Source organism: Clostridium sp. OS1-26 (genome assembly GCF_030915445.1).
Lineage (GTDB): Bacteria > Bacillota > Clostridia > Clostridiales > Clostridiaceae > Clostridium_AM.
The window spans coordinates 3,347,710-3,373,611 of record NZ_CP133264.1; the positions used below are offsets into that span (position 1 = coordinate 3,347,710).

Here is a 25,902-nt window from a genome sequence, read left to right on the forward strand (position 1 = left end):
TGAAAATTAATTTAGAATAGGGAGGACATTATATGCACAAGTATGATCAAATGACCCCAAATGAAAGATTAGCCGCATTTATGACAGGAAAACCTATGGACAGAATTTTAGCTATGCCAGTTGTTTGCTCCATGTCTGGACTAGCTCTAGGAATGACTCACAAGGAAAAAAGAAGCAGCGCTTTGAATGAAGCAAGAGCACAGATTGCTTGTTATGAAAGATTTGGCAATGATTTAACTATTGTTGAATATGGATTACATGGTGTAGGTGCAGCTCTAGGAAGTCAAATGAGTGACCCAGAGGACTCAGTACCAGCAATCATGAAATATGCTTTAGACGATTTAAATAATGTTGATCAACTAGATATGTCAAAACTAGAATTAAAAAATGATAAAGCATTCCAGCTACATCTAGAAGCTGCACGTATCATAATGGATGAGATAGGAAATGAAGTTTCGACTGGGGTTTTAATATCTGGACCTTTTACCGCTGCAGCAAGTATCTATAAAACAGAAAACTTACTCAGAGCAACTAGAAAAAATCCAGAAAAGTTACATCAACTAATTAAATTCTGCAATGATGCATTAAAAATGATTTGCAGAGAGTTTATAAAAGCAGGTGTTCTTATTTTACTATGTGATCCTATTGCATCAGGAACAATTCTTAATAAAAAGCAATATCAAGAGTTCGTTCTACCATATACAATAGAGTTGATGAAAGATATTCATGATGCAAAGGGTATGGTTTGTTATCACATTTGTGGAGACACGACAGCAATTATAGGGGACATGGTAAAGTCAGGTTGCGATATGATGAGTATTGATAATAGGGTAGACTTGGCATATACAAAAGAAGTAGTAGGAGATAAGGTTCCTATCCTTGGCAATGTAGATCCAGTAGAGGTGTTAATTTTAGGAAGTACTAATGATGTGGATTTAGCAGTAAAAAATTGTATACAAAAGGCTTATGACAGTCCTTGTGGATATATTCTGGCATCAGGATGTGATCTTTCAGGAGCTGTTCCTCTAGAAAATATTGATCAATTTATGGCTTCTGCTAGAAAATATGGAAAGTGGCCATTAGATCCAAAAAATTTTAAGTAATAAAAATGGAGGGAAAAACAATGACAGTATCAAAAGAAGAATTATTAAAAAGACTATCTGATGGTGTAGTGGATATGGAAGAAGATGATGTAATTGAAGCTGCTAATGAATATGTACAATTAGGATATCCAATACTTGATGGTATCATGGAAGGTCTTGTAAATGGTATGAACCGTGCAAGTCAATTATATGAAGATGAAGAATACTTTGTTACAGATATATTATTATGTTCAGATGCAATGTATGAGGGTTTAGCAATTTTAAGACCTCATCTTCCTTCAGATGAAGTAGAAAGAGAAAAACCAAAAGGAGTAATCGGGGTTGTAGAAGGAGATACCCATGATATAGGGAAAAATCTAGTAAAAATCATGCTAGAGACAGCTGGATTTGAAATGATTGATTTAGGTAGAGATGTTCCACTTCAGAATTTTGTAGATAAGGCTAAGGAAGTTAATGCTGCATTTGTATGCATGTCAACATTGATGACAACAACAATGGGTGGAATGAAGACTGTTGTAGAATTATTGAAAGAAGCTGGCATAAGAGAAAATGTTAAGGTAGTTATAGGAGGAGGTCCGATTTCAAAGAAATTCTCCGATATAATTGGCGCAGATGGATATTCTCCTAATGCAACTGAGGCAGTTAAATTAGTAAAAAGATTACTTGATGTAGCGTAGAAAGAGGTGAGGACTATGTTATTGCCAAAGGAACGATTAAATAAGGTTTTCAGCGGAGAAAAAGTTGATAGACCACCATGTATTTGTCCTGGAGGTATGATGAATATGGTCACAACAGAACTAATAGAAAAGGTTGGAATACAATTTCCTGAGGCTCATACGAATGCTCAAATGATGGCTGGTTTAGCAACAGCAGTATATGGAGAAGGTTGTTTTGAGAATTATGGGGTTCCTTTTTGTATGACTATTGAGGCAGAAAATTTTGGAGCAAAAGTTGACATGGGAACAGAGATGTATGAACCTCATGTTGTAGAGTATGCAATTGATTCTGTTAAGGAATGGAAGAAAATTTCCGAAATTAATTATGAAGAAGGAAGAGCAAAAGTAGTGGTTGATGCAATTAAATTGTTGAAATCAAAGGGCAGCGATGTTCCTATTATAGGTAATTTAACTGGACCTATCAGTACAGCAAGTTCTATAATGGAGCCTTCTACCTTCTATAAAGAATTAAGAAAAAACAATAAAGAGGCACATGAGTTTGTCAATTTTGTTACAGATCAGCTAATTGCATTTGCAAAAAAACAAATTGAAGCAGGAGCAGATATAATTGCTATTTCTGATCCTAGCGGCACAGGTGAAATCTTAGGGCCAAAGCTCTTTGAAGAATTTGCGGTTAAATACATTAACAAAATTATTGATAGTGTACAAAAAGAAAATATAGGAACAATTGTGCATATATGTGGACAAATGAAAAAGGTATATTCAGAGGTAAATAAAATAAAAAGTGACGTTCTAAGTTTTGATTCTATAGTTAATATGAGTGATGCAAGAAAAAATTTAGGAAATAGATTACTAATGGGTAATGTAAGCACTTATACAATTGAATTTGGAGAACCAAAGAAAATTGCTGAACTAACTCAAAAGTGCGTAAAAGACGGGGCAAATATTATATCTCCAGCTTGTGGACTTGGAATGAAGTCTCCTCTAGAAAATATAAAATCAATGGTGGAATATTTATCAAAAGGAGATTCAGTTACTAATGCCTAAGATTTCTATTAAGCCCCAGAATAAAATCTTTGAATATGTACCTGATAAAAATTTATTACAACTTTTATTAGAGAATGAGATTTTCGTTGATAATCCTTGCAATGGGAAAGGGTCTTGTGGAAAATGCAAGGTTAGACTTTTAGAAGGAAATCTGCCTGATATTTCAGAAACAGAAGAGAAACTTTTAAAGAAAGAAGAAATTGATTCAGGTATAAGACTATCTTGTCTCGTAGTTCCACAAGAAGATATTGTAATTGAAATTTTACAAAAAGAAAGAAAGCATGAAATACTTACAACGGGATATATGCCTGATTTTGAGTTTAATCCCTTAATTCATAAAGAGATTTTCGAAATAGAAAAACCTACATTAGAAAATCAAAGCTCATTTGAGGACTCTATATGTAATACGTTTGATGTTGAGAAATTTGATTGGAGATTGCTGCAGCAGCATGAATTTATAACTGGAAAAGTTACAGGAGTTTTTAATGGTAGAGAATTAATCGGAATTGAGCCTGGTGATACAACTGATCTTCTTTACGGAGTTGCAGTTGATATCGGAACTACGACAGTTGTAACGGCATTGATTGATATGAAGACTGGTAAAGAGTTGGCTACAGCTTCAATGATTAATGCACAAAAGAACTTTGGATTGGATGTTTTAACTAGAATCACCTATGAAGTAGAGCATCCAGAGGATTCTAAAGAAAAGCTGCAATATGCAATTGTTAACTCTATCAATGAGATGATTGGAGATATATGTAATAAATCAAAGGTTGATAGAAGAAATATTTATGAGATTTCTATTGCAGCAAACTGCACAATGATGCATTTCCTTTTAGGAATTGACGCAACATCTATCGGAATGTCTCCATATGCACCGGCATTTGTAAAGGCAAAAAATATACTGGCAAGGGATATTGGTTTAAAGGCAGCTACAGGTGCTAGATTATATTGTCTTCCATCAGTTTCAGCCTATATAGGTGCAGATATTGTAGCAGGTGCATATGTCTGCCAGTTACATAAGGCTAAAGAAAATGTTCTATTCATAGACATTGGAACCAATGGAGAAATTGTTTTATCCAATCGTGGAAAGTTATTATCGTGCTCCTGTGCGGCAGGTCCAGCCTTAGAAGGGATGAATATTAGCTCAGGTATGAGAGCCGCAGAAGGTGCAATTGAAGATGTAAAAATTACTGAAAACGGAATTGAAGTTAAAGTTATAGGGGACCAAGAACCAATAGGAGTATGTGGAAGTGGAATATTAGCTGTTGTGAAAGAGTTGATTCGAGTAGGCCTTGTAAAAAAAGATGGAGCATTCATAAAAAAAGAAAAGCTAGAGGAATCAGATTATCGCTATAATATGATTCAATTAGATGGAAAAAAACGTGAGTTTGTTTTGAAAAGAACTCCAGAGCAACTATTAATTACACAAGCAGATGTTCGTCAAGTGCAATTAGCAAAAGGAGCTATTCTTTCGGGTTTTTACGCTCTACTAAAAAAGGCAAACATTGATATGAATCAACTTGATAAAGTTGTTATAGCAGGACAGTTTGGAGCTCATCTGCCTGCTGACAGTTTAGTAGGAATAGGTATTCTACCAGAAGAAATTAAGGACAGATTAGTATATGTTGGAAATTCCTCTAAAACAGGAGCATATATGGCTCTTATGTCTGCGGAGGTAAAGCAACAAATTGAAGAATTAGCTCATCAAATAGATTATATGGAACTAGGAGCATCTGAAGGCTATGAAAGACTTTTTGCTCAGTGCCTTATATTTCCAAACTAAAGTGTTACTATAGCAGTGAAATAGTATTTCCTTATAAAATAGTCTTATATTAAAGGTTTTAGAGGATTTTAATTGAAAATTAAAGTGTGTTTTATATTCCCTCAGACTAGTATGGTTTGAGGGGTTTTTTTATTTAAAGATTTTAATATATAGTCCTTACAGGATACTTTTATCTAAAAAACTTGAAAACGACATTAGTGTCGTTTATAATAATTATATTTCATTCGTAGATGGATTAATGTTAGATACATTTAATCTAGGCACAGAGAGAACAAAGGTAAATGAGCAACTTAAGATTTTACTTTTCACATTAAAACAAATGCTTTGTCCAATTATAAAAAGGTAAGGAAGTGTTTTTTATGTTATTTGATTCTGATAGAATTTATTTAAAAAAAGTGACTCCAGAGGATGTAGATATTTATCATAGATGGAGAAATGATATGGAGGTTATGAAATCGACCTCTCCTTTTTTAGATGTTTATGATCTTGAAGAAACTAAAGAATTTGTTACTAAAGTTATTTTAGGTTCTCATTCATCTAAAAGTTACATCATAGTAGAAAAGAAATCAGATACACCAATAGGAATTACCTCATTGATCAATATAGATTACAAGAATAGAAATGCAGAATGCATTATTGATATTGGAGATAAAAACTTTTGGGGAAAAGGATACGGAACAGAAGCATTGAGATTACTTCTTGATTATGCTTTTCTTGAAATGAATCTTCATAGAGTATCATTGAGGGTTTTTTCTTTCAACGATAAGGCTATTAAACTATATGAAAAGATAGGATTCAAAAAGGAAGGGGAATCTCGTGAAAGTATCTTTCGAGAAGGGAAATGGCATCATATTATTCATATGGGAATCCTACAAAGTGAATACTTCTAGTATAGATATCTAACTTGAGTGCTTGACTTATCTACCAGGCTATGTTTCCAAGTTTCAGTCCGTTAAAAACTTTTAGTCAGTCTAAAGCCCTTCACTAAGACTGATACAAAATTTTTAAATCTACCTTCAGCTTTGGAAACATAGCCCTCTATATAAGTCAATTATCAAAGTTATTTATCTATATAGATAAGTCGACTTTCGACTTTATTTATAGTGATTTATCAGACTATAAGCGTGCTTTTTTATATTATCTACTATTTCTTGTGGTTCAATAATTTTTGCATAAGTACCCAGCTGAACAAAATAGTTAGAAACAAAGTCTATCTCACTTTTATCGATTATTGTATCAATATACCCATTTTCATCATCAGTGATAACGATATGAGGTTCTAACCATGTTTTACTTTGACACTGTCTTATCCCTTCTCTTGTTAGCTCAACATACAATCTCACTGGTGTCTTAATTGCATAGCTATCAAACCAATCCATTAAATTCATTGGAAACTCATAAGTCCTTTTAGAAATTTCTAAGGATAGTATTCTATCAACTCTAAATGACAAAACCTTATTTTTTTCAAGGTCCAAAGCAGGCATATACCAAAGTCCGTCATGTGCATAGACCCCAATTGGTTTAACTTCTCTTTCTTTATTTTTTGATTTTGATAAATATTTAATTATTAATATATTGCTATGAATAGATGCTTCAACTATATCCTTCAAGAAAGGGGCAGCAATATTTCGTTTTGGACTCCATAAACATATGAGCGATTCTAAGCGATTTATCTTCTTTTTAGCATCCTCAGGAAGAGTAGCATACAATTTTCTAGAGGCTGAATCGATATTCGTGTCAAAGGGTAATGACTTATAGTATTTTAGTGATTGAAAGGCGAAGAAAATTGCTGTAGCTTCGTTCTCATCAAATATAATTGGAGGAAGAACTCTGTTTTCTAGTGTGCGATACCCGCCATTTCTACCTTGCTCAGTATATATAGGAATCCCTAATTCACTTATTTCCATTAAATATCTATGTGCAGTTCTAACAGATATGTTGAATTCATATGCAACATCCTGGGCAGTAAAACTTCTCTTAGTATTTACATACATAATTAAATCAAATATCCTCTTAGCTTTTGACATATAAATTCTCCTTTGCAACAAGAACTATTTTTAATGTAGATATTAATTTCAATAAAAATAGACAACAATTGTCATGTTTTTAGTATACAGTATTTATGGTAGATACTCAAAGTATATATGCTTGATAAGTTTAAAAATTAATCCTAACAACGGCATTACTAATATTGGTAAAGAATTTTAATAGTGTTATTAAGCATAAAAGCAGATTTAGTAAAAGGAGATTACTATGAGAAAAGAAAAATTTGATAATAGTATATATGTTATTGGAGCTAGAGAAAAAAACTTAAAGAATATTGATATAAGGGTTCCAAAGAAGCAAATTATTGTTTTTACAGGTGTTTCAGGCTCTGGAAAGTCATCTCTTGTATTTGATACAATTGCAGCAGAGTCACAACGTCAATTAAATGAAACCTATTCAAGTTTTATACGTCATCGGCTCCCACATTACGGACATCCTGATGTAGATTCCATTCAGAATCTCTCTGTAGCAATTGTAATTAGTCAAAAGAGAATTGGTGGAAATGCAAGGTCAACAGTTGGAACTATAACAGATATTTATTCCTTATTGCGTTTACTATTCTCACGTATTGGCAAACCTTTTGTAGGGTATTCTGATGTATTTTCCTTCAATAATCCTATGGGAATGTGTCCTAAATGTGAAGGATTAGGAAAGGTGGATACAATAAATGTTGAAAGATTATTTGATAAAAATAAATCCTTAAATGAAGGAGCTATTCTGTTTCCAACCTTTGAACCAGGGGGATGGAGATGGAAACGTTATGTTTGTACAGGCCTTTTTGATAATGACAAAAAGCTTAAAGACTATAGTTCAGATGAATGGGATACACTGCTTTATAAAACCGGTTTTAAGCCACCAAATCCCACTGACGGTTGGCCTACCACTTCAAAGTATGAGGGAATTGTCCCAAGAATTGAACGAACTTTTTTGAATAAAGAATCCAGGGAAGCGAAACTATATAAGGCGGAGATTGACTATGTGGTTGCAAGAGGTGTTTGCCCATTGTGTAAGGGTGCAAGACTTAAGGAAGAGATATTGGAGTGTAAAATAAAGGGCAAAAATATTGCAGATTGCACAAGAATGCAAGTCAGTGATTTAATTAACTTTATGGAAACTATCAAAGAGCCTTCCGCATGTACGATGGTGGAAGCTATCATTAATCGGCTGGAGCATTTGAATTCTGTAGGACTAGGCTACTTAAGCTTGGGACGAGAAACAGCAACTCTTTCTGGAGGTGAGTCCCAAAGAATAAAGATGGTTCGTCAGCTAGGAAGCAGTTTAACTGATATTACTTACATTTTTGATGAACCAAGTATTGGTCTTCATCCCCATGATGTAAATAGAATTAATAATCTTTTAAGGCTATTAAGAGATAAAGGCAATACTGTTTTAATAGTGGAACATGACCCCGATGTCATTAAAATTGCAGACCATGTAATTGATATGGGACCAAAAGCCGGCACAAAAGGTGGCAATATTATGTATGAGGGAGGAGTGGAAGGACTATTAAAAGCAGATACATTGACAGGAAAGTTCTTAAATTATACAGCTAGTTTGAAGGAAAGCACTAGGGAGCCTAAAGGATGGTTATCTATAAAACACGCTTCTTTGCATAATTTGAAAGAGGTTTCTGTTGATATTCCTGTAGGTGCTTTGACTGTGGTTACAGGAGTAGCTGGTTCGGGAAAAAGCACGCTGATAAACCAAGTGCTTCCACAATATTATCCTGAAGCAATTTTCATAGACCAAGGGACAATTCAAGCTTCTAAGCGTTCTAATATTGCTACCTTCACAGGAATTTTTGATTTTATACGAAGGCTATTTGCAAAAGAGAATCATGTAGAAGCATCTCTTTTCAGCTTCAATTCCCATGGAGCTTGTCCAGAATGTAAGGGATTAGGAATAACATATACTGATTTAGCTTTTATGGATCCTATTGTAGGTGTCTGTGAGGCATGTCAAGGGCATAGATTCACTAAAGAAGTACTGAAGTTTAAAGTAAGAAAGAAAAATATTAGTGAAATTCTTAAAATGACAATTGATGAGGCTATGGAATTTTTTTATGAAAAAGAAATACTGCCTACTTTAAAAAGGCTAAAAGATGTAGGAATAGACTATATTACTCTTGGTCAACCTTTAGATACACTATCTGGTGGTGAACTTCAAAGAGTTAAACTTGCAACAGAACTAGAAAAACAGGGAAGTATATATGTATTAGACGAACCTACTACAGGACTACACATGTCCGATGTGTCACAGCTTATAAGAATTATGAATCGCATTGTTAGCCAAGGAAACACATTAATTGTGATAGAACATAATCTTGATATAATGAGTCAAGCAGATTGGATCATAGATTTAGGTCCAGGAGCAGGTCAAGATGGAGGAAAAGTTATATTTGAAGGACAGCCTAGGGATTTAGTCAATCATAATTCGTCTATTACAGGAAAATGCTTAAGGAAACATATTTATATGGAGTAATTTTTTACAATGAAAAAGTTAGGAAGGGACTAATTCCTTGATAATGGAATAAATATATTCAAGTCTAATTATAAAATTGACAGATTTTTAGCAAAAATAATGACGAATTTAACAAATAATTCAATATCATTGAAAAAGCGTAAAAAGGGGTATACAATAAAAATATACAAAATGTGTTAATAGATAAAAATGTATTACTCTTTGTAAAGGGTATGAAAAATAGGGGGAGAAAGCATGGAACTTAATAAAAAAATCGATGAAATGAAAGAGGAGCTTATTAAGGCAACTCAAGAAGTAGTTAAAATTAAGAGTATTGAGGAAGAAGGGAAGCCAGGAATGCCTTATGGTGAGGGCGTAGCAAAGGCTCTTGATAAGGCACTTGAAATTTCTAAAAGCCTTGGATTTAAGACTTACAAAGAAGAAGAAGGATATTATGGATATGCAGAGTATGGTGAAGGAGAAGATTATGTGGCAGTTCTTGGCCACATGGATATAGTTCCAGAAGGAGACAACTGGATTCATCCACCATATGGAGCAGAAATTCATGAGGATAAAATTTTTGGAAGAGGTACGCTGGATGATAAGGGTCCAATAATGGCAGCGCTTTTTGGATTGAAGGCTATAAAGGAACTTAATATGCCTCTTTCAAAGAAAATTAGAATTATCTTTGGAACAAATGAAGAAACAGGAAGTGCTGAAATGCATGTTTACAATAAGAAAGAAAAGGCTCCAGTTGCTGGATTTACACCAGATGCTATGTACCCACTTATAAATGCAGAAAAAGGTATAAGAAGATTCCATGTTGTTAAGTCTTTAAGTCCTTGCAGCTGTGGAACTGCAATTAAATCAATAAAGGGTGGACTAAGACCTAACATGGTTCCAGACAAATGTGAAATTGTAATAGCTACAAAGGATGCAGAAAGCATTATCAAAGCTGTAAAAGAATTTGCAGCTAACACAGGATACAATATGAAAGCTGAAATTGTTAATGGAGATGTTGTTATACAATCTTTTGGAGTATCAGCTCATGGCAGCACTCCAGAATTAGGGAAAAATGCTGTAATGTATGCACTGCAGTTTTTAGGAACAATTGCCAAAGGAACTTGTGGCCTTGCAGATTATATCAATTTCTTTAACAAGAATGTTGGATTAGAAACAGAGGGTACTTCACTTGGAATAGCATGTGAAGATAAACCATCAGGAAAATTATCTTTAAATGCTGGAGTGGCTGACTTTAGCGAAGAAATGGCAGATATTTGGATAGACATGAGATACCCTGTTACAATGAAGGGTGATGAAATAATGAATAAGCTTTCTCAAAGATTTTCTGAATGTGGTGCTAAAATAGAGAGAGTAGATGCTGACGAGCCTCTTTATTATGCAGAAGATAGTGATCTAGTTAAAACTCTTCTTAAAGTTTACAATGAGCAGACAGGTGAAGAAGGAAAAGCTTATGGAATAGGTGGAGGAACCTATGCTAAGGAACTTCCAAACGTAGTTGGTTTTGGACCAATATTCCCAGGAAAGCCAGATCTTGATCATCAAGCTAATGAGTACATTGAAATTGGCGACCTTATGATGAATGCCAAAATATATGCTCATACAGTGTATGAACTTGCAAAATAATTTAAAATTAAAAGCGACTGGTAAAAATCAGTCGCTTTTTGCCTTATAGAGCCAGATGATATAATACTAAAGCGTTTGCGTTGCAGATGTAACTGTTATCTCTAAAACCCTGCTTAGGAAAGGGTATTTTTCTTTCATCATATCAAATTCTGAACCTGATTCAACGAATTTTGCAGTTCCTTCAATTAAGAAGCCTGTACCCAAGCGTTTATATCCCATAACTTCTTTACTTCCTACAGTTACTTTAACTTTATTATTTAATTCTACGTTCTTTTGAGTTTTACGCATCCCAGCAGCTGGTATTAATAATCTACCATCTTCAGTAGTATTAATATATGAGTTCCAAGTATTAACGACATGCACTTCGTTATTACTGCAGGAGGCTATGGCTGTCACTCCTTCGTGAGAAATAACTTCAAGTAATTTTTCGTTTAACATTTATGATTCCTCCTCTAAAATTTTATGAATCACTGTAACAATTATAAATACCTTCTTCTCTCTTCTTTTCTGCATTTTTACTTATGAAAGATCCTTCTATAATATTTTTATAACCCTTTTTTAATACAATATTCTTTATATAGTCAACATGAGGGCATCTATCGTAATGATGATGGTCAGTTGTCATACAAGAAGATAAGTGTACAGCAACTTCATCTTTACCTATATTATTTTCTATTCTTAACTTTTTAGAAAGATGTTCTAATTTAGCAGCAACTCCCTTACCACAGCAGCCACCGCAGGTAAAGGAAATGTATCTAGTGTCGTCATTATAGTTCTTAAAGACTTCCTCTCTATTATAAAAAGCATTTGTACAAGCGAATCCGCTGCAGCGTCTATGTGCAATATCACATTGAATAATAACCACATATTTTGTATTCATTGATTTCTCCCCCTCTTTAAAAATAATTATCTAATTTTTTCAAATAAACTATCTGAAAAGTATTCATTACGAGCCCGTTGACTTTTCGATAAAACAATTATACAATCAAAGTGTAATGTTCAAAAGTGCCAGTTTTGATTATTTTATAGGATACAGTTTGTGAGGAGAGTGTTTTTTAAAATGATTATTTTAAATAACGATTCTAGTGTTCCACTATATTTGCAGATTTACGAGCAGATAAAAGAAGAAATAATTTCAGGACAAATTTCAGAAGGCAGCAAGCTCCCTTCAACGCGGACGCTTTCAGCAACATTAAATGTCAGCAGAAATACAGTTGAAAGTGCGTATCTACAGCTCTATTCAGAAGGATACGTTGCAAGTAAAGCAGGTAGCAGGTTTATTGTTCTAAAATTAGATAGCTTAATAATCTCAAAGCTAAAAGGAGAAAAGCTTAAAAATAATGAAGAACATGAGAAGATAATATCTGAAGCAGATTATAATAATTATAAATATGATTTTCAGTATGGAAACTTAAGTGCTGATGATTTTCCATTAAGTTTATGGAAGAAAATTTCAAACAAATGTTTATCATCTATAAATGCTGAAGATATGACTTCATATAAAGCAAGAAAAGGGGAAGCGGAATTACAAATAGAAATTATGAAATACTTGAATAAATCAAGAGGCGTTTCTTGTAATCCGGAACAAATCATTATTTCCTCAGGCATGGAATACTGTTTAAGCATACTATGCCAGTTACTTAGAGGAGATTTTAATCAAATAGCTTTAGAAGATCCAGGCTATGTTGGTGCAAGGGATATATTTATCAATAACGGGCATAATGTTATTCCAATTGGTTTGGATAAGGATGGAATTAATATTGAAGAATTAGAGAATAGTTCAGCAAAGATAGTTTATATAACACCTTCGCATCAATTTCCAACTGGAGCAGTGATGCCAATCCAAAAGAGATTAAAGCTGTTGGATTGGGCTATAAGAACAAATGGAATTATAATTGAAGATGATTATGATAGTGAGCTTCGATATAATTCAAGACCTATTCCATCAATACAAAGTATTGCTTCAAAAGAATCTGTTGTTTATATAGGCACATTTTCAAAATCTTTGTCACCTAGCTTACGTGTAAATTATATGGTATTGCCACAATCATTAATGGAAAGGTATGATAAACTTTTCAATAGCTATCAGGCAGCTGTCCCAATAATTCAACAAAAAATAATCCAACAGTTTATGTATTTAGGTCATTGGGATAGACATTTAAGAAAAATATGTCTTTCAAACAAAAGAAAACATGATATATTAGTTCATACAATTCATGAATTGATGGGAGATAAGGTTATTATCCATGGGAAAAACGCGGGCTTGCATATTTTACTGGAGTTCAATAATGGATTGTGTGAAGAAGAGGCAATAAAAAAAGCTAGAGATCATGGTATCATAGTATATCCAGTATTACCGTTCTGGATGAGGCAAGATAGATATTCTAATAATATGATTTTGCTTGGTTTTGGAAGTGTGCCAGAAAGTGAAATTGTTGAAGGTATAAAGATGCTTGACCACGCATGGTTCAACGATTAATGATATGCTTTTAAAAAGAGATTAAAAAAGTCTGAGAAAGGAATTCTAATTTATGTTTGAAATTGAATATGATTTAACAAGAGAAGATTATATAGAATACAATATGAACCATATGGCAACATCTAAAACGATGAAACGTACATTGTTTATACAACAATACATAATATCATTAATGTTTATAGTTGCACCATTTTTCTTTGTAAGGATTACAAAAGCACCTTTTAAGTTTTGGTTAACTGTATTCTTAATTACATATTTGTTATGGGTAATTTTCTATCCAAAATATTTTAAATTAGTAGTAAAAAGAAGGATAAACAAAATGCTCGATGAAGGCAAACAAGAAAATCTTTTTGGTAGATATAGCATATTAATAACACATGAAGGGATTTTAGAAAATAGCAATATGGGTCAATCTAACACTAACTGGAATGCCGTTGAGAGACTTATAGAGACTGAAGAATATATTTATATCTATATAAGTCCTGTAAATGCCTATATTGTTCCCAAAAGAGTTTTTCAGGATGCAATGCGTAAGAGTGAGTTTATAAATTTAATTGAGCAATATAGTGGAGTAGTTAAGGAGAACTTATAAAATTTAAATATAGCTAACCTAGCAAATTTTTTTCATAAAAGTAAATAGCAAGATTAAGCCTGTATTCATTAAGTATACAGGCTTTTGATTTTTAGTTTAATTCTTTATACCTTTTCAAAATTGGTGAGGTTACCTCTTTAAAGTAAATATAATTTACCAAGTATTTTAATAAGTTTGAAATTTAAAACAATACTTTTTTAGTAGTGTTTAGTGTATATTTATGCGCCTCAAAATATAGCTTTATAATTGCACAAATCAGAACACTTTGCAAAATAAATTAACCTTTCTGAAAAATTTAAATCAAATTGTAAAAACAGTGACGTATTTTTAAGCGTTTTGAAGAAAAACTTAAATAATTTCGATGAAATGTTTATTTCATAATTTGACGGATTATAATATATTTTTTATTATTATAAAGTATTTAGTTAATTTATAAACAAAATTTTTAGTAAGAGATGCAAAAGGAGGTCTAAAAGAATGAGTTCTATTTTCAAGAAAAAAAGTGTAGATTCGGTTTTAGAACGTCACGAATCTGCATCACTAGAAAAAACTCTTGGTTCCTTTGACGTAACCTTAATGAGTATTGGTGCAGTTATAGGAACAGGTGTTATGGTTCTAACAGGACTTGTAGCATCAAGAGATGCAGGTCCAGCAGTTGTATTATCATTTATTTGTTCTGCAATAGTATGTATGCTTGTTGGTTTATGCTATGCTGAATTTGCAGCATCTATACCAACCTCTGGTAGTTCTTATGCTTACATCTATGTATCTTTAGGTGAAATAATTGCTCACCTCGTAGGATGGTCGCTTGTTATAGGATATACCGTAAGCACATCCTCTGTTGCAGGTGGTTGGGCAGCTTATTTTAATGGCTTTATAGGTGAATTTGGGATACATATACCTAAACAGTTTGTAACTATTCCAAGTCAGGGAGGTATAATGAATCTCCCAGCAACTATAGTAATACTATTGGTTACTTACCTACTTTCAAGAGGAACAAAAGAAAGTAAGAAAGTAAACAACTTTATGGTTATAGTAAAAGTTGCTGTTATAGTTTTATTCATAGCTGTAGGTGCTTTCTTTATAAAACCTCAAAACTGGCATCCATTTATGCCATTTGGTTTAAAAGGAGTGTTTGCAGGGGCGGCATCTGTTTTCTTTGCATTTACAGGATTTGATGCAGTTTCAACTTCTGCTGAAGAAGTAAAGAATCCACAAAGGGATCTTCCGATAGGAATCATTGCTTCATTAATTATTTGTACAATTATATATGTTGTGGTTTGTTTAGTTTTAACTGGTATTACTCATTACTCGCTATTAAATGTTGGAGATGCAATGGCATTCGCACTAAATGAAGTTGGACAAGGCTGGGCTGCCTCCATTCTTTCAATTGGTGCAGTCGTAGGAATTACAGCAGTTATGTTAGCCTATATTTTTGGTACATCCCGTATACTATTCTCAATGAGTCGTGACGGATTACTTCCAAAGGCATTTTCTAATATAAATGCAAAAACAAATGTGCCAACTTTCTCAACTTGGCTAACAGGTTGTACTGCTGCTTTAATAGCAGGTGTTGTTGATCTTAAACAATTAGCAGACCTTGCAAACATGACTCTTATATCAACATTCATGCTTGTTGCTGCATCTGTAATCGTATTAAGAAAAACTCATCCAAACTTAAAGAGAAGCTTTAAGACTCCATTAGTACCATTAGTGCCAATACTAGCAGTAGTATTCAGCCTATTCTTAATGTCTAACTTATCAAAGACAACTTGGATATATTTCTTAACATGGTTAGCGTTAGGAATTATAGTTTACTTTACATATTCACGTAAAAACAGTTCACTACAAAATGCAAATAAGCCTTCAATAAAAAAGGCTGCATAAGTAAATCGCTATTATAAATAAATAATAAATAATTAATAAATAGCTTATCTTACTTTAAGGATGTCTCCTAAAGCAAGGTAAGCTTTTATTATATTCTTTAATGTGATGTTTTAATAACTTTTTTCATTCTGCTTAAAGCCTCTTCAATATTACTTCTTTGAGTACCTAAATTTATTCTTATATAACCTTCGCCATCTTTAACAAAGTGCTCACCATTTTCAACTAAAATACCTGCTTCTAAAGATAATTTACTGGTAATTTCGCTAGATGTTAATCCAGTATTTTTAATATCTATCCATGCTAAATATGAGGACTCCATTTTCATTAATTTTAAACTAGGTATATTTTCTTCAATATACTTTCCCAAGAATTCATAGTTTTCTCTTATATAATTAGTTACTTCCTTGAGCCACTGTCTTCCTTCATTATAAGCAGTTACTAAACCTAACACACCAAAGGAATTAGGGGAAGTTATGGAATTCTGAGATAACTTATTTCTAAATTTGTTTCTAATATTTTCGTTACAAATTATAGAATAAGAAGTTTTTAATCCTCCAAGATTAAAGGCTTTGTTAGGTGAAGTTAGTAAAATAACATTTTCTAATAGTTCTTTATCTAACTTTAGTATAGAATTAAATTTTCCATAATGTATGTGTTCTGCATGGACTTCATCGGCTACCAAAATAGTTCCGTTCTCCTTACATAACTTTGCTATTTGTGTTAACTCTTCTATGGACCATATTCTGCCTGAAGGATTATGTGGAGAACAAAATAAGTATAACTTAGGCTTATATTTTTCTAACTGTTCTTTTAAAGCTTCAAAATTTATATAATACCTGTCATCTATTATTTCTAGAGTGTTATATACTCTATATACTTCCTGTCTTTTTGCTGCTGAATCAAAGGGATCGTAAACTGGAGTATTCATAAGTATATAGTCTCTTTTTTCACAAAAAGCCTGTATCACATAATGAATGGTAGACACAGTTCCATAGGAAAGAGTTATCCAATCTTTGTCCACTTCCACATCATGAATATCCCTTTGCCAGCTTTTAACCGCATTGTAAAAATCGTCATGACAATAGGTATATCCGAATACGCCTCTCTTAACAGCTTGTAAAAAAGTCTTTTCTATTTCCTCAGGTATTTTAAAATCCATATCAGCAATCCAAAGGGGAATAAAGTCATCAGGTACTTCACCATATATGTTTCTTATTATATTTATATCCCACTTACGGCACTTTTCACTAATTCTATCTACTTTTTCATTAAAGTTATACATATTAATTACCTCCTATAACTATTAAATCCTTTGAGCTCTTTGTCAGTCTTTCACCACAATCTTTTCTAACTAAAACGTCATCTTCTATTCTTACGCCTCCAACATTAGGTATATAAATGCCAGGTTCTATAGTTATTATCATGCCTTCATGTAAAAGGTCCTTTCCGTTAGGGGAGAGAGCGGGATATTCATGAACTAAGATGCCAACGCCGTGTCCTAAGTTATGTCCAAAATAATCTCCATAACCAGCATCACTAATTATTTTTCTTGCAATATAATCTAATTCTCCAACGGTTATTCCTGCTTTAACTGCTTTTAATGCTTCCTCACCAGCTTTTTTTACAATTTCATATACTTCTAGTAAATCCTTAGGACAACTACCTAATGCAACAGTTCTAGTTATATCTGAAGAATATTTGTTGTATTTAACTCCAAAATCCATAGTTATTAATTCTCCATTTTCTATAACCTTGCGGCTTGCTTTACCATGTGGCAGAGCTCCTCTGCCCCCTGATGCAACGATTATATCAAAGGATTCTTTTTCTCCGCCTTGCTCTTTGATAAATCTAACAAGTTCATTTTCTACATCTATTTCAGTGATGCCTGCTCTTATAAAACCAACAATATGATTAAAGGCATCATCTGCTATTTTGCAAGCTTCCTTTATATGTTCTAATTCTGCTTTATCTTTAATTTTTCTTAACTCATCTAAATTTAATGATATAAAATTAGTTTTTAAATTACTTTCCATATCTTTATAGAAGTCGTAAGGAACCTCTTTTCCTTCAAAGCCTATGCTGCTGATATTTTCTTCTTTAATTATAGAGTTCATAATATAGTTAAAGCTTTTTTCTTTTGTAACCATTATAATATTAAAGTCATTATTACACTTTTTCATTTCTTCATAATATCTAAAATCAACTAATATATACTTATTTTTTCTTGTAATAAAAACATACCCTGAGCCACTATGAAGATTTGCAATGTAATATTTATTATGAGGACTTGTAAGTAATACTGCGTCAATATTATTATCTTTTAAGATAGTTCTTAATGAATTTACTCTTTTTTCTCTGTCCATATAAATTTCTCCTAAATTAAAATTGTTCTAAAAGCTATAGGTTTGGAAGCATAAGTATTTCTTATGCCGCCAAACCTATCTCTATTAATAAACTACAAGTTTTCCTTGTTTTATTAATTTATTTCTATATAAAACATTAACTACAGCAATAAATACTGATCCAACTACTAAACCTAATATATATGGTCCTATATTTGATATTAAAGGCCATGCCCATATTGCTGATTCTGGGAACCACTGTACTGCACCTAAGCCTACGCCTGTAAGTGCACCTATAACTGAACCTACAACATAAAGAGGTATAGTAAAGGATGGTCTTTCTAAGGCAAAAGGTATTGAGCCTTCTGATATTCCCATGAAAGCTAGGAAAATTGCAGTTTTGCCTGCTTGATAAAATTGTTTGTCATAAACTCTTCTACCAACTAATTTCTGATCGATTAATGTACTTAAGCCTAAGCCAATAGATGGAATAACTACAGCTAAACATCTAGAAGTAATTGGAAGTACTTTCTCTGTAGTAAAGCCTAAGGCTACAAAGCCTGCTGCTTTATTCACTGGTCCACCTAAGTCAAAGGCAGTTGCAGCAGATAAAACTAAAGCATAGACAAATTGGCCGCCGCTTCCTGCTGCCTGTAATCCAATTTTAATTTCTTCATTTATCCATCCACCAAAAGGAGTTATGATAAATACCATTAAAATCATACAGAATAGTGCTGATAAAAGTGGAATTAAAAATGTAGTTTTAAATGCTAGCCAGTTATGTGGCAATTGAATCTTTTTATTTAACCATTTAACAAAATATCCAACAATAAATGCGATTAGAATAGCGCCTAAAAATCCTGATTGTACTGGTGCCTTAGCTGCCCATTTCCCGTCTACTAAAGTTAATACTGCTACTGGTTTAGTTGCAACATAACCTCCTATAAAGCCTGCTGCTAAAGCTGTTTTTCCTCCTATGGAATTAGCAGTAAAAGCTGCAAACATAGGAATGGCAAAACCGAATAGTGTAAATCCAAAGCTCTCCATAATGTGAGCAAGATTTAATAAAGAGAAACTAATGCCTGTAAATTTTCCAGAATTAATTGCGTCAACTATTGAAACCGAAGGGTCTAACTTAAACATTACATAAGGAATAATCTGCGAAATTGCACCTATTAGTCCTCCCATTATTAGTATAGGTATCATATGTGAAATACCTGTCATTATGTGTTTACTAATTTCTGTCCATTTTGAATTACTTTTTTGTTCTTCCTGTGGAGTGCTTGTACTGCTATTTACATTAGTTCCATTTGTACCGCCACCAATTACTTTCTTTTTAACAACCATAATAAACCCTCCCTCACAAGTATATTTAATCTTTTATTATTCTCCTAAATCCTCTTCTATTTCTTTAATAGTACCTTTAGGATCTTTTATAACTTCTTGTAGTCCAACTTCATAGATTTCATAACCTTCAAATCTTTCCATTCCTTCTGGTGTAACTGCAATGGCATGAAGTATTATATGTGCTTCCTGTATATCCTTTCTAGTTAATTCATTCTGAATACCATCGGCACCTTGAGTTTCAACCTTAACTTCATATCCAAGCTCTCTAGCTGCCTTTGCAATTGCTTCAGCTGCCATAAAGGTATGAGCTAATCCCATTGGACACGCACATAATGCTACTAATTTTTTTGCCATAAATAATTCCTCCTCTTATTTTTATATGTTTTTAAAAGCACTCTCAACTAATTGAAAAATTTCTTCTTGATCATTACTAGTTAGTAATTTATTTTTAAAATCTTCATCAATTAGTTTTCTTGAAAGACTTGAGAGTAACTTTATATGCGTTGTTCCAGCTTGCTCCTTTGGAGTAAGAAAAGTGATTATTAAATTTACTCCGCCACATTCTTTTCCCCATTCTATATCCTTTACTGTTTTTAACACTAAAACTGCAGGGTTGATTACAACATCTGATTTTGTATGAGGAATGGCTATTTTATCACCTAAGCCAGTTTCAAATTCCTTTTCTCTTTCCAATAAGCCTGAATATACTCCTTCAGAATCTTTTGATATACCTAATTCTGTAGAAAGATCTGCTATATATTTCAAAAGCTTATCTTTATGATCAAAATCTACATTCAGTTTTATATGTTCTCTGTTAAATATGTCCTTTACCATGTGTTAGTTCCTCCTCTATTTCACGTCTAAAAATTTCATTAATTTTTTAAAGTCACAGAATTTTATTACTCCTTTAACACCGCCTTCATCTTCTATAAAGTTATATAAATATTTAAACACTGGAAAGTTGTGCTGTTCGCTAGCATTAAAACAAACCATAAAAACAAGTTGAACCTGTTCTTTCTTCCATAGTATTGGTTCTTCTAATATTCCAACGCCTATAATAGACTTATAATTTCCTCCAATAATTGTGTGAGGTATTGCAACTAAATGTCCTATATCTGTAGAAGACATGTTCTCTCTTTCTAAAACATTTTCTATTATTTCATCATCTATAAATCCACATTGCTTCATGTTTTGTCCTAATTTTTTTATAGCGTCTTCTCGGGACTTAGCTTTAATTTTATAAAAAGCCTTTTCATTAAACATGTCATCAAGAACTTTTTTTCGCTGCTCGCCTTCTGTGAAAGCTTCATGAATTTTATTTACTATTTGATCTGAAAATACATTTTCTACATAAATAATTGGTACCTTGCTGCTCTTTTTATCAAGTTCGATAGTTGAAACTATAAAATCAATATTTTTATTTACAGCTATATCAAGATATCTTACTGGATAAACGCCAACTATTTCTACATCACTCATTCTTTGTTTAATTTTTTCAGATAGAAGCTGTGCAGTACCTATTCCATGATGGCATATTATACAGATTTTCTTTCCACCTTTTCCTTTTAGCCTTTCAGAAGCCGCTCCAAAATGCATTGTAATAAATCCAATTTCGTCTTCGTCTAAAAACACATTAAACTTTTTCTGCATTTTATTTGCTAAGAAGGTGGCTAAGTTTGTTTCAATAGGAAAATTAGTTTTAATTTGTTTGAGCAGGGGATTCTTTGAGTTAACACCAGCTCTTATCCTATTGATAAGTATCTTTAGATGCATAGACAATGCATTAATAAATTCTACATCCTTAGTAAAATCATTTCCCTGATATCAAGGATATTTCTTCTAGCGATTCTTTTAAAAATGATTTAATTTCTTCTGCCATGTTTTCATTAAACTGTTTTGACATATTATAGTTGTATATGATTACCCCTGAATAATTTGATACATATAATATCTCTCTTTCATCAAAGGTAATCTTTAATTTGTCAAAGAGCTCACTCATTATTTTATAAATTAGCTTATAGTTATGAAGTCTATATACATCCTGAAATAAATCATTTTTTAGTACATTACCATTCTTTGCTCTAGATATAGAAACAATAATCCTTGTCATCAAAATATTAAAGTCATTGTCTGAGATAACAACATTATTTTCCTTTAGGTATTTTGAAATGGTGTCTTCTATAATTTTTAATTCTTTAGAAGGTATATTTTCTAGCTTAACTTTTATATTTTCTTTTTCATCCATCTTTATAGCAGTATCTAAAATTAGATATCTTATATTAAGTTCATCTCCAACTATCTTGCTGCCATGATATGGTTTAGAAATTATCCTTAAGTCATATTTTTTTAGCAACTCTTTTATATTAGTAATGAGTTTATTGGTGCTTGGTATGCTTAAATTTAATTCATCTGCTAGTCTTTGAGCATTAATATATTCTTTATTAAGCATTATACATATGGCTGCATTAATTCTTCCTTCAGTAGAATCGTCTATTTCCAGACCTTTAATTTGTCTTTCAGCTTTTTCAACAATTTTACTTATTCCTTTAGATGAGCCAGATAGTTTGTAGCCTACACCTTTAATTGAAGAAATTTCTACTCCATAATCTTTAAATAGATAATTTAAATCTTTAATATACCTTTTAATTGTTCTTGTTGATACTTCTAATTTCTTTCCAAGTTCTAGAGCAGTAACGTATTCATCTTTTTCACTAAGAAATCTTACAAGCATAGAATGCTTTCTTGTTATCACTTAATCACCACCCTATAAACACATTGTAATCCTAATCAATAAATATGTATTTATAGTTTATGTCACCTTAAGTGACATAAACTTTAGCTATAGGTTTCAAAGCCAGAAAGCTAACTTTCTAGTTTGAAACCTCATGCTTCTACAGGTTAGACAGCTCATATAAGGCTTCCGCATATATTCCAATGGCTTTAATAAAAGCATTTATACTTCCAAACTCATTTTTTTCATGGGTGTTGCCTGAGCTGTTATCAGGAAACTCACAGCCAAATATTACTGAATCGCTCATTTCACTGGCATAAGTTCCTGCACTGGTTACCCTTACTTTATTTGATAGATCTCCTGTATGTTTAACGTATATGTCATATAGTTTTTTAACTAGATTTGAATCACTAGAAATATAATTTGGATTTTTTATGTTTTGGCCATCTAGTTTATATTCATTAATTCTATTTTTAGCAAAATAATTAGAAATAGTCTTTAATATTTCTTCAAAGCTTATATTTTCAGGGTATCTTACACTTAAAGTAAGCTGTAAAACTCCATTTTTTATCTCTATAATAGTCGGAACAAGCATCAACCTTCCACATTTTCCTTCTCTATCTAAACCATACAATTGCCCATTCAAATTGTGCTGCCCAATTAGGTCCCGTAAGGTTAAAATCCATTTTTCATTTAAACATTGAGATAAAAGTTTAAATGATTTTTCTATAGGATTTACAGCCTTTTCTGGTTTGGAGGAATGACCACCTTTTCCGTTGACTTTAAGTACTCTACTTTCATTTTCTGCAGTTTCCACGAATTCTATATTTTCTTCCTTCGAGAAGCTATCTAATAAAGAATTATTTGGGAAAGATTTTAAATTTTTAATAAGTACGCTGTATGGAATTGTATTATGGGCGTCTCCGCTAGTTATTTGGATGTTATTATTTTCTATAATGCCAGTAATTTTTATTATTCCGCCACCTTTTTCTCCATGAATAACAGGAAACTTAGCGTCAGGAGTAAATCCATAGGTAGGCTTAGGCTCTTTACTAAAGTAATGCCTTATACATCTAAATCCACTTTCTTCATTTCCGCCTGCTACTATTCTTATTTTTCTATTTATTTTTAAGTCATTTTCTCTAATTAATTTCAAGGCTAAATAAGTTGCTATTAAAGGACCTTTATCATCAACTACACCTCTTCCGAAGATTTGATCTCTCTTTATTTCTAATTTAAAAGGGTCACTTGACCATCCTTCTCCAGCAGGAACTACATCACCATGCCCAAAAACATATACAATTTCATTGCCTTCGCCATATTCAATATGAGTTGCAAAACCATCTACATTTTTCGTTATAAATTTATCTTTAGTTCCTAAGTCTTCAAACCAATCTAAAGCATTTTTTACCTGATTCCCAAAAGGGGCCGTAGGGGAAACTGTATCATTATCAAATACAGAAGGTATTTGAATCCATTCTTTTAAAAGTTCTAAAAACTCCTCTCTATATTTTTCAGCTTCTTGCGCAAAATTTATCATTGATACTCTCTCCTTTAATTTGTTTATTAAAATGGGAAGTTTTTATAAACATGTTAGCATAATTATAAAATTAAGCCAAAGTTTTATTAATTTCGACTTAAATTTAAGAAATTTATAATGAATCAACGAATTTGATTTTGGCTTGAAGCAAAATTAGTTTTAATTTATCACTATAGAGTATAATAAAGTTGGAAACTTGTAATATATACAATATCAAGTGAATGAGGTGTTATATTTGAATTCAGATGAAATGTCAACAAGAAGGATAGCCAAAAGAGGGGTTGACCCTCAAGATGATAGATGGTTTTCAAAGGAAGCGGTTTTAAAACTACAGAAGGCGCAGGAAGAAGTAGAGTGGCTTCTTAATAGAGGTTATAAAATAAATGGAATTATGGATTTAGTCGGTGGAAGTTATCAATTTTCAGCACGTCAGCGTCAAGCGTTAAAGCGTTCAACAAGTACCAAAGATGATTATGGGAAGAGAAAGAAAAGATTGCTCCCGTATTCCTCAGCAAAAGATGGAACCATTTATATTGATGGATTTAATTTAATTATAACCCTTGAAGTTGCTCTTTCTGGAGGAGTTTTAATACTTGGCAATGACGGTGTTGTTAGAGATATTGCAGGCTTACAGGGAAGTTACAGAATTATTGATAAAACAGATAAAGCACTAGAGCTTATTGGAAAGAGCTTTGGCGAGCTTAAAGTACATCATGCCAAGTTTTTTCTTGATGCTCCTGTCTCGAATTCAGGAAGGCTTAGAGAAAAGATATTGAAGCACTCTTTAAATTGGAATTTTTCTACTGAAGTTGAGTTAGTGCCTAATGCTGACCCTATCTTGTGGGAATTAGAGAGAACTGTAACGGGAGACTCTGTAATACTTGATAACTGCCCAAGTTGGTTTAATATGTCAAGGAAGATTATAGAGGATTACATAGAAGCTGCAAACCTAGTGGATTTAAGTGGCGAAAATAAAAATCAAGTAAGGTACTCCCAAAATTAGGGGTACCTTGTAATAGCGGTAACTATCATAATCATACCAAACATTCTCTGTTAGTTTAGCCCATCTAATTTAAGCCAATATTTCAAATTGGTCTTCATGCATATTTTGAAGCAATATTGGAATATTTGTTTAAATTAGGAAGGTTTATTTAGAATTTTGTAGAATATTAATATTAAGATAATATAATTTCTGACTTAAAGAGAGGAAGCTTAAAAGTTAAAGTGTTAAAAAGTACTATGTTCCCTGATGAAATTTTCTCGGATATAGAAAACAGAATTACAGAAAGTTAAAGGATATTTTAAATTTGGAGTGATAATAATGAAAATAGAAAATATTGAATTAGCATATACGAAAATATTGTACGTATTTAAAAATAAAATTATAAATTATCTTAAAACACTAGATGCAGCACAAATAGATGAAGTTTTAAAAAATAGAGATTGTGAGATTTTTTCAACACAGTGGACTCGAGTTTATAATGAAGTAAGTAAAATCAAACAAAAGGAGAACTTAACAGAAATATATAGGAAGCATGATGAAAAATTAAGAAGAAACATATTTTTAGAAGTATATAATATTACTTTATCGGAGGATATGGCATCATATGTTTCCGACGACTTTGGATTAATATTAGATAGTCTTGCATTTGAGTATAAAGATAACTGGATAAGCTCCCTATGGAGTCAATATATTCGTGGGAAAATGCCTCAAGGGGAATTGATACCAACAGATAGAACAATAGAATTGTAATTTTAAGAATAATTCATTTAACATCTGAAGATTAGGAGATAACGTATGGTATCTTTTAATAAATCATTGAATAAAGCTGTAACTAAGTAAAGGATGAAAAATGGAGAGGCTTCTAAATTATTTAGCCTCTCCATTTTGCGTTATTGGTCTAAACTATTTCTTTCGTATCAATATCTTGTTTAGTGTTACTGCAGCAACTTTTTTCTTTCTTGCCGCTCATCATTGTAAAAATCATAGTAACCATCATTATCGGACATAAAAATGGCACTATTTTTCTAATGAAGCTGCCTGCACTAGGACTAAACCTTGTTATAAGTGGTAAAAATCCTACAATAAGTATAGGTAGCCCACAACATAAAATCATGTGCAGCATATGTTTTAATGGACTATGTTTATGATCTTTGTGATTTTCTTTGTTGTTCCCGTGACAGTTCACAACTTTCCTCCCATGTTATTCCAAATTGC

24 protein-coding genes and 1 pseudogene are annotated in these 25,902 nt (G+C 32.3%); 12 read left to right on the forward strand and 13 right to left on the reverse strand.

Annotation, left to right across the window (positions count from 1 at the left end):
- The first annotated feature begins 32 nt into the window (after positions 1-32).
- From RCG18_RS16395 to RCG18_RS16415, 5 genes are all read left to right on the forward strand, one after another.
- Complete coding sequence (locus RCG18_RS16395) at positions 33-1,103, forward strand: uroporphyrinogen decarboxylase family protein (RefSeq protein ID WP_308037103.1); 1,071 nt, start codon at positions 33-35, stop codon at positions 1,101-1,103.
- Positions 1,104-1,123: 20 nt separating this feature from the next.
- Positions 1,124-1,780: a corrinoid protein gene (locus RCG18_RS16400; protein ID WP_308037104.1), complete on the forward strand. Its 657-nt coding sequence runs from the start codon at positions 1,124-1,126 to the stop codon at positions 1,778-1,780.
- 15 nt (positions 1,781-1,795) lie between these two features.
- Entirely contained in the window at positions 1,796-2,827 is a 1,032-nt protein-coding gene (locus RCG18_RS16405) for an MtaA/CmuA family methyltransferase (RefSeq protein WP_308037105.1), read from the forward strand.
- On the forward strand, positions 2,820-4,613 hold the full coding sequence (locus tag RCG18_RS16410; protein WP_308037106.1) for an ASKHA domain-containing protein: 1,794 nt from the start codon (positions 2,820-2,822) through the stop codon (positions 4,611-4,613). The genes RCG18_RS16405 and RCG18_RS16410 overlap by 8 nt, the downstream gene beginning before the upstream one ends.
- A gap of 359 nt (positions 4,614-4,972) precedes the next feature.
- Positions 4,973-5,503 carry a GNAT family protein gene (locus RCG18_RS16415; RefSeq protein ID WP_308037107.1) on the forward strand — a complete coding sequence of 177 codons (531 nt, stop codon included), beginning with the start codon at positions 4,973-4,975 and terminating at the stop codon, positions 5,501-5,503.
- A gap of 204 nt (positions 5,504-5,707) precedes the next feature.
- Here the strand turns inward: RCG18_RS16415 and RCG18_RS16420 are convergent, their stop codons facing one another.
- Positions 5,708-6,640 (reverse strand): YafY family protein, encoded by a 933-nt coding sequence (locus RCG18_RS16420; RefSeq protein ID WP_308037108.1) that lies wholly within the window; start codon positions 6,638-6,640, stop codon positions 5,708-5,710.
- Positions 6,641-6,866: 226 nt separating this feature from the next.
- On the opposite strand from RCG18_RS16420, the gene RCG18_RS16425 reads away from it, so the two are divergent.
- Positions 6,867-9,140 (forward strand): excinuclease ABC subunit UvrA, encoded by a 2,274-nt coding sequence (locus tag RCG18_RS16425; RefSeq protein ID WP_308037109.1) that lies wholly within the window; start codon positions 6,867-6,869, stop codon positions 9,138-9,140.
- 234 nt (positions 9,141-9,374) lie between these two features.
- Positions 9,375-10,766: a dipeptidase PepV gene (pepV, locus tag RCG18_RS16430; protein ID WP_308037110.1), complete on the forward strand. Its 1,392-nt coding sequence runs from the start codon at positions 9,375-9,377 to the stop codon at positions 10,764-10,766.
- Positions 10,767-10,832: 66 nt separating this feature from the next.
- Here pepV and RCG18_RS16435 read toward each other — a convergent pair whose 3' ends face one another.
- Together RCG18_RS16435 and RCG18_RS16440 are read right to left on the reverse strand one after the other, a co-directional pair.
- Positions 10,833-11,204, reverse strand: a complete 372-nt coding sequence (locus RCG18_RS16435) for a pyridoxamine 5'-phosphate oxidase family protein (RefSeq protein WP_308037111.1) — start codon at positions 11,202-11,204, stop codon at positions 10,833-10,835.
- Positions 11,205-11,226: 22 nt separating this feature from the next.
- Positions 11,227-11,646, reverse strand: coding sequence for a CGGC domain-containing protein (locus tag RCG18_RS16440; protein WP_308037112.1), 420 nt, complete (start codon positions 11,644-11,646; stop codon positions 11,227-11,229).
- Positions 11,647-11,826: 180 nt separating this feature from the next.
- Here RCG18_RS16440 and RCG18_RS16445 point away from each other — a divergent pair, with 180 nt between their 5' ends.
- From RCG18_RS16445 to RCG18_RS16455, 3 genes are all read left to right on the forward strand, one after another.
- Entirely contained in the window at positions 11,827-13,245 is a 1,419-nt protein-coding gene (locus RCG18_RS16445; RefSeq protein WP_308037113.1) for a PLP-dependent aminotransferase family protein, read from the forward strand.
- Between the two features lie 52 nt (positions 13,246-13,297).
- Positions 13,298-13,837 carry a YcxB family protein gene (locus tag RCG18_RS16450; RefSeq protein WP_308037114.1) on the forward strand — a complete coding sequence of 180 codons (540 nt, stop codon included), beginning with the start codon at positions 13,298-13,300 and terminating at the stop codon, positions 13,835-13,837.
- 477 nt (positions 13,838-14,314) lie between these two features.
- A complete protein-coding gene (locus tag RCG18_RS16455; protein WP_308037115.1) occupies positions 14,315-15,724 on the forward strand; it encodes an amino acid permease in 1,410 nt (469 codons plus the stop codon).
- 97 nt (positions 15,725-15,821) lie between these two features.
- On the opposite strand, the gene RCG18_RS16460 is transcribed toward RCG18_RS16455, so the two are convergent.
- From RCG18_RS16460 to RCG18_RS16495, 9 genes and pseudogenes are all read right to left on the reverse strand, one after another.
- The gene (locus RCG18_RS16460) at positions 15,822-17,006 is read right to left on the reverse strand and encodes a PatB family C-S lyase (protein ID WP_308037116.1); all 1,185 of its coding nucleotides are present in this window, start codon (positions 17,004-17,006) and stop codon (positions 15,822-15,824) included.
- Position 17,007: 1 nt separating this feature from the next.
- Positions 17,008-18,087: a M24 family metallopeptidase gene (locus RCG18_RS16465; RefSeq protein WP_308037117.1), complete on the reverse strand. Its 1,080-nt coding sequence runs from the start codon at positions 18,085-18,087 to the stop codon at positions 17,008-17,010.
- Between the two features lie 84 nt (positions 18,088-18,171).
- On the reverse strand, positions 18,172-19,413 hold the full coding sequence (locus tag RCG18_RS16470) for a PTS fructose transporter subunit IIC (RefSeq protein WP_308037118.1): 1,242 nt from the start codon (positions 19,411-19,413) through the stop codon (positions 18,172-18,174).
- A gap of 36 nt (positions 19,414-19,449) precedes the next feature.
- Positions 19,450-19,767, reverse strand: a complete 318-nt coding sequence (locus RCG18_RS16475) for a fructose PTS transporter subunit IIB (protein ID WP_308037119.1) — start codon at positions 19,765-19,767, stop codon at positions 19,450-19,452.
- 21 nt (positions 19,768-19,788) lie between these two features.
- The gene (locus RCG18_RS16480; RefSeq protein ID WP_308037120.1) at positions 19,789-20,247 is read right to left on the reverse strand and encodes a fructose PTS transporter subunit IIA; all 459 of its coding nucleotides are present in this window, start codon (positions 20,245-20,247) and stop codon (positions 19,789-19,791) included.
- 15 nt (positions 20,248-20,262) lie between these two features.
- Positions 20,263-21,009, reverse strand: coding sequence for a PTS sugar transporter subunit IIA (locus RCG18_RS16485; RefSeq protein ID WP_374119148.1), 747 nt, complete (start codon positions 21,007-21,009; stop codon positions 20,263-20,265).
- A pseudogene (locus tag RCG18_RS29115) lies at positions 21,004-21,213 on the reverse strand (PRD domain-containing protein); the annotation flags it as partial. The gene RCG18_RS16485 and the pseudogene RCG18_RS29115, both read right to left, overlap by 6 nt.
- A 10-nt stretch (positions 21,214-21,223) precedes the next feature.
- Entirely contained in the window at positions 21,224-22,165 is a 942-nt protein-coding gene (locus tag RCG18_RS16490; protein ID WP_308037122.1) for an HTH domain-containing protein, read from the reverse strand.
- Between the two features lie 139 nt (positions 22,166-22,304).
- Positions 22,305-23,684 carry a Sapep family Mn(2+)-dependent dipeptidase gene (locus RCG18_RS16495; RefSeq protein WP_308037123.1) on the reverse strand — a complete coding sequence of 460 codons (1,380 nt, stop codon included), beginning with the start codon at positions 23,682-23,684 and terminating at the stop codon, positions 22,305-22,307.
- Between the two features lie 235 nt (positions 23,685-23,919).
- Here RCG18_RS16495 and RCG18_RS16500 point away from each other — a divergent pair, with 235 nt between their 5' ends.
- Together RCG18_RS16500 and RCG18_RS16505 are read left to right on the forward strand one after the other, a co-directional pair.
- On the forward strand, positions 23,920-24,687 hold the full coding sequence (locus RCG18_RS16500) for a DUF434 domain-containing protein (protein WP_308037124.1): 768 nt from the start codon (positions 23,920-23,922) through the stop codon (positions 24,685-24,687).
- A gap of 318 nt (positions 24,688-25,005) precedes the next feature.
- Entirely contained in the window at positions 25,006-25,437 is a 432-nt protein-coding gene (locus RCG18_RS16505; protein ID WP_308037125.1) for a hypothetical protein, read from the forward strand.
- Between the two features lie 148 nt (positions 25,438-25,585).
- On the opposite strand, the gene RCG18_RS16510 is transcribed toward RCG18_RS16505, so the two are convergent.
- Positions 25,586-25,873, reverse strand: coding sequence for a hypothetical protein (locus tag RCG18_RS16510; RefSeq protein ID WP_308037126.1), 288 nt, complete (start codon positions 25,871-25,873; stop codon positions 25,586-25,588).
- Positions 25,874-25,902 lie beyond the last annotated feature (29 nt).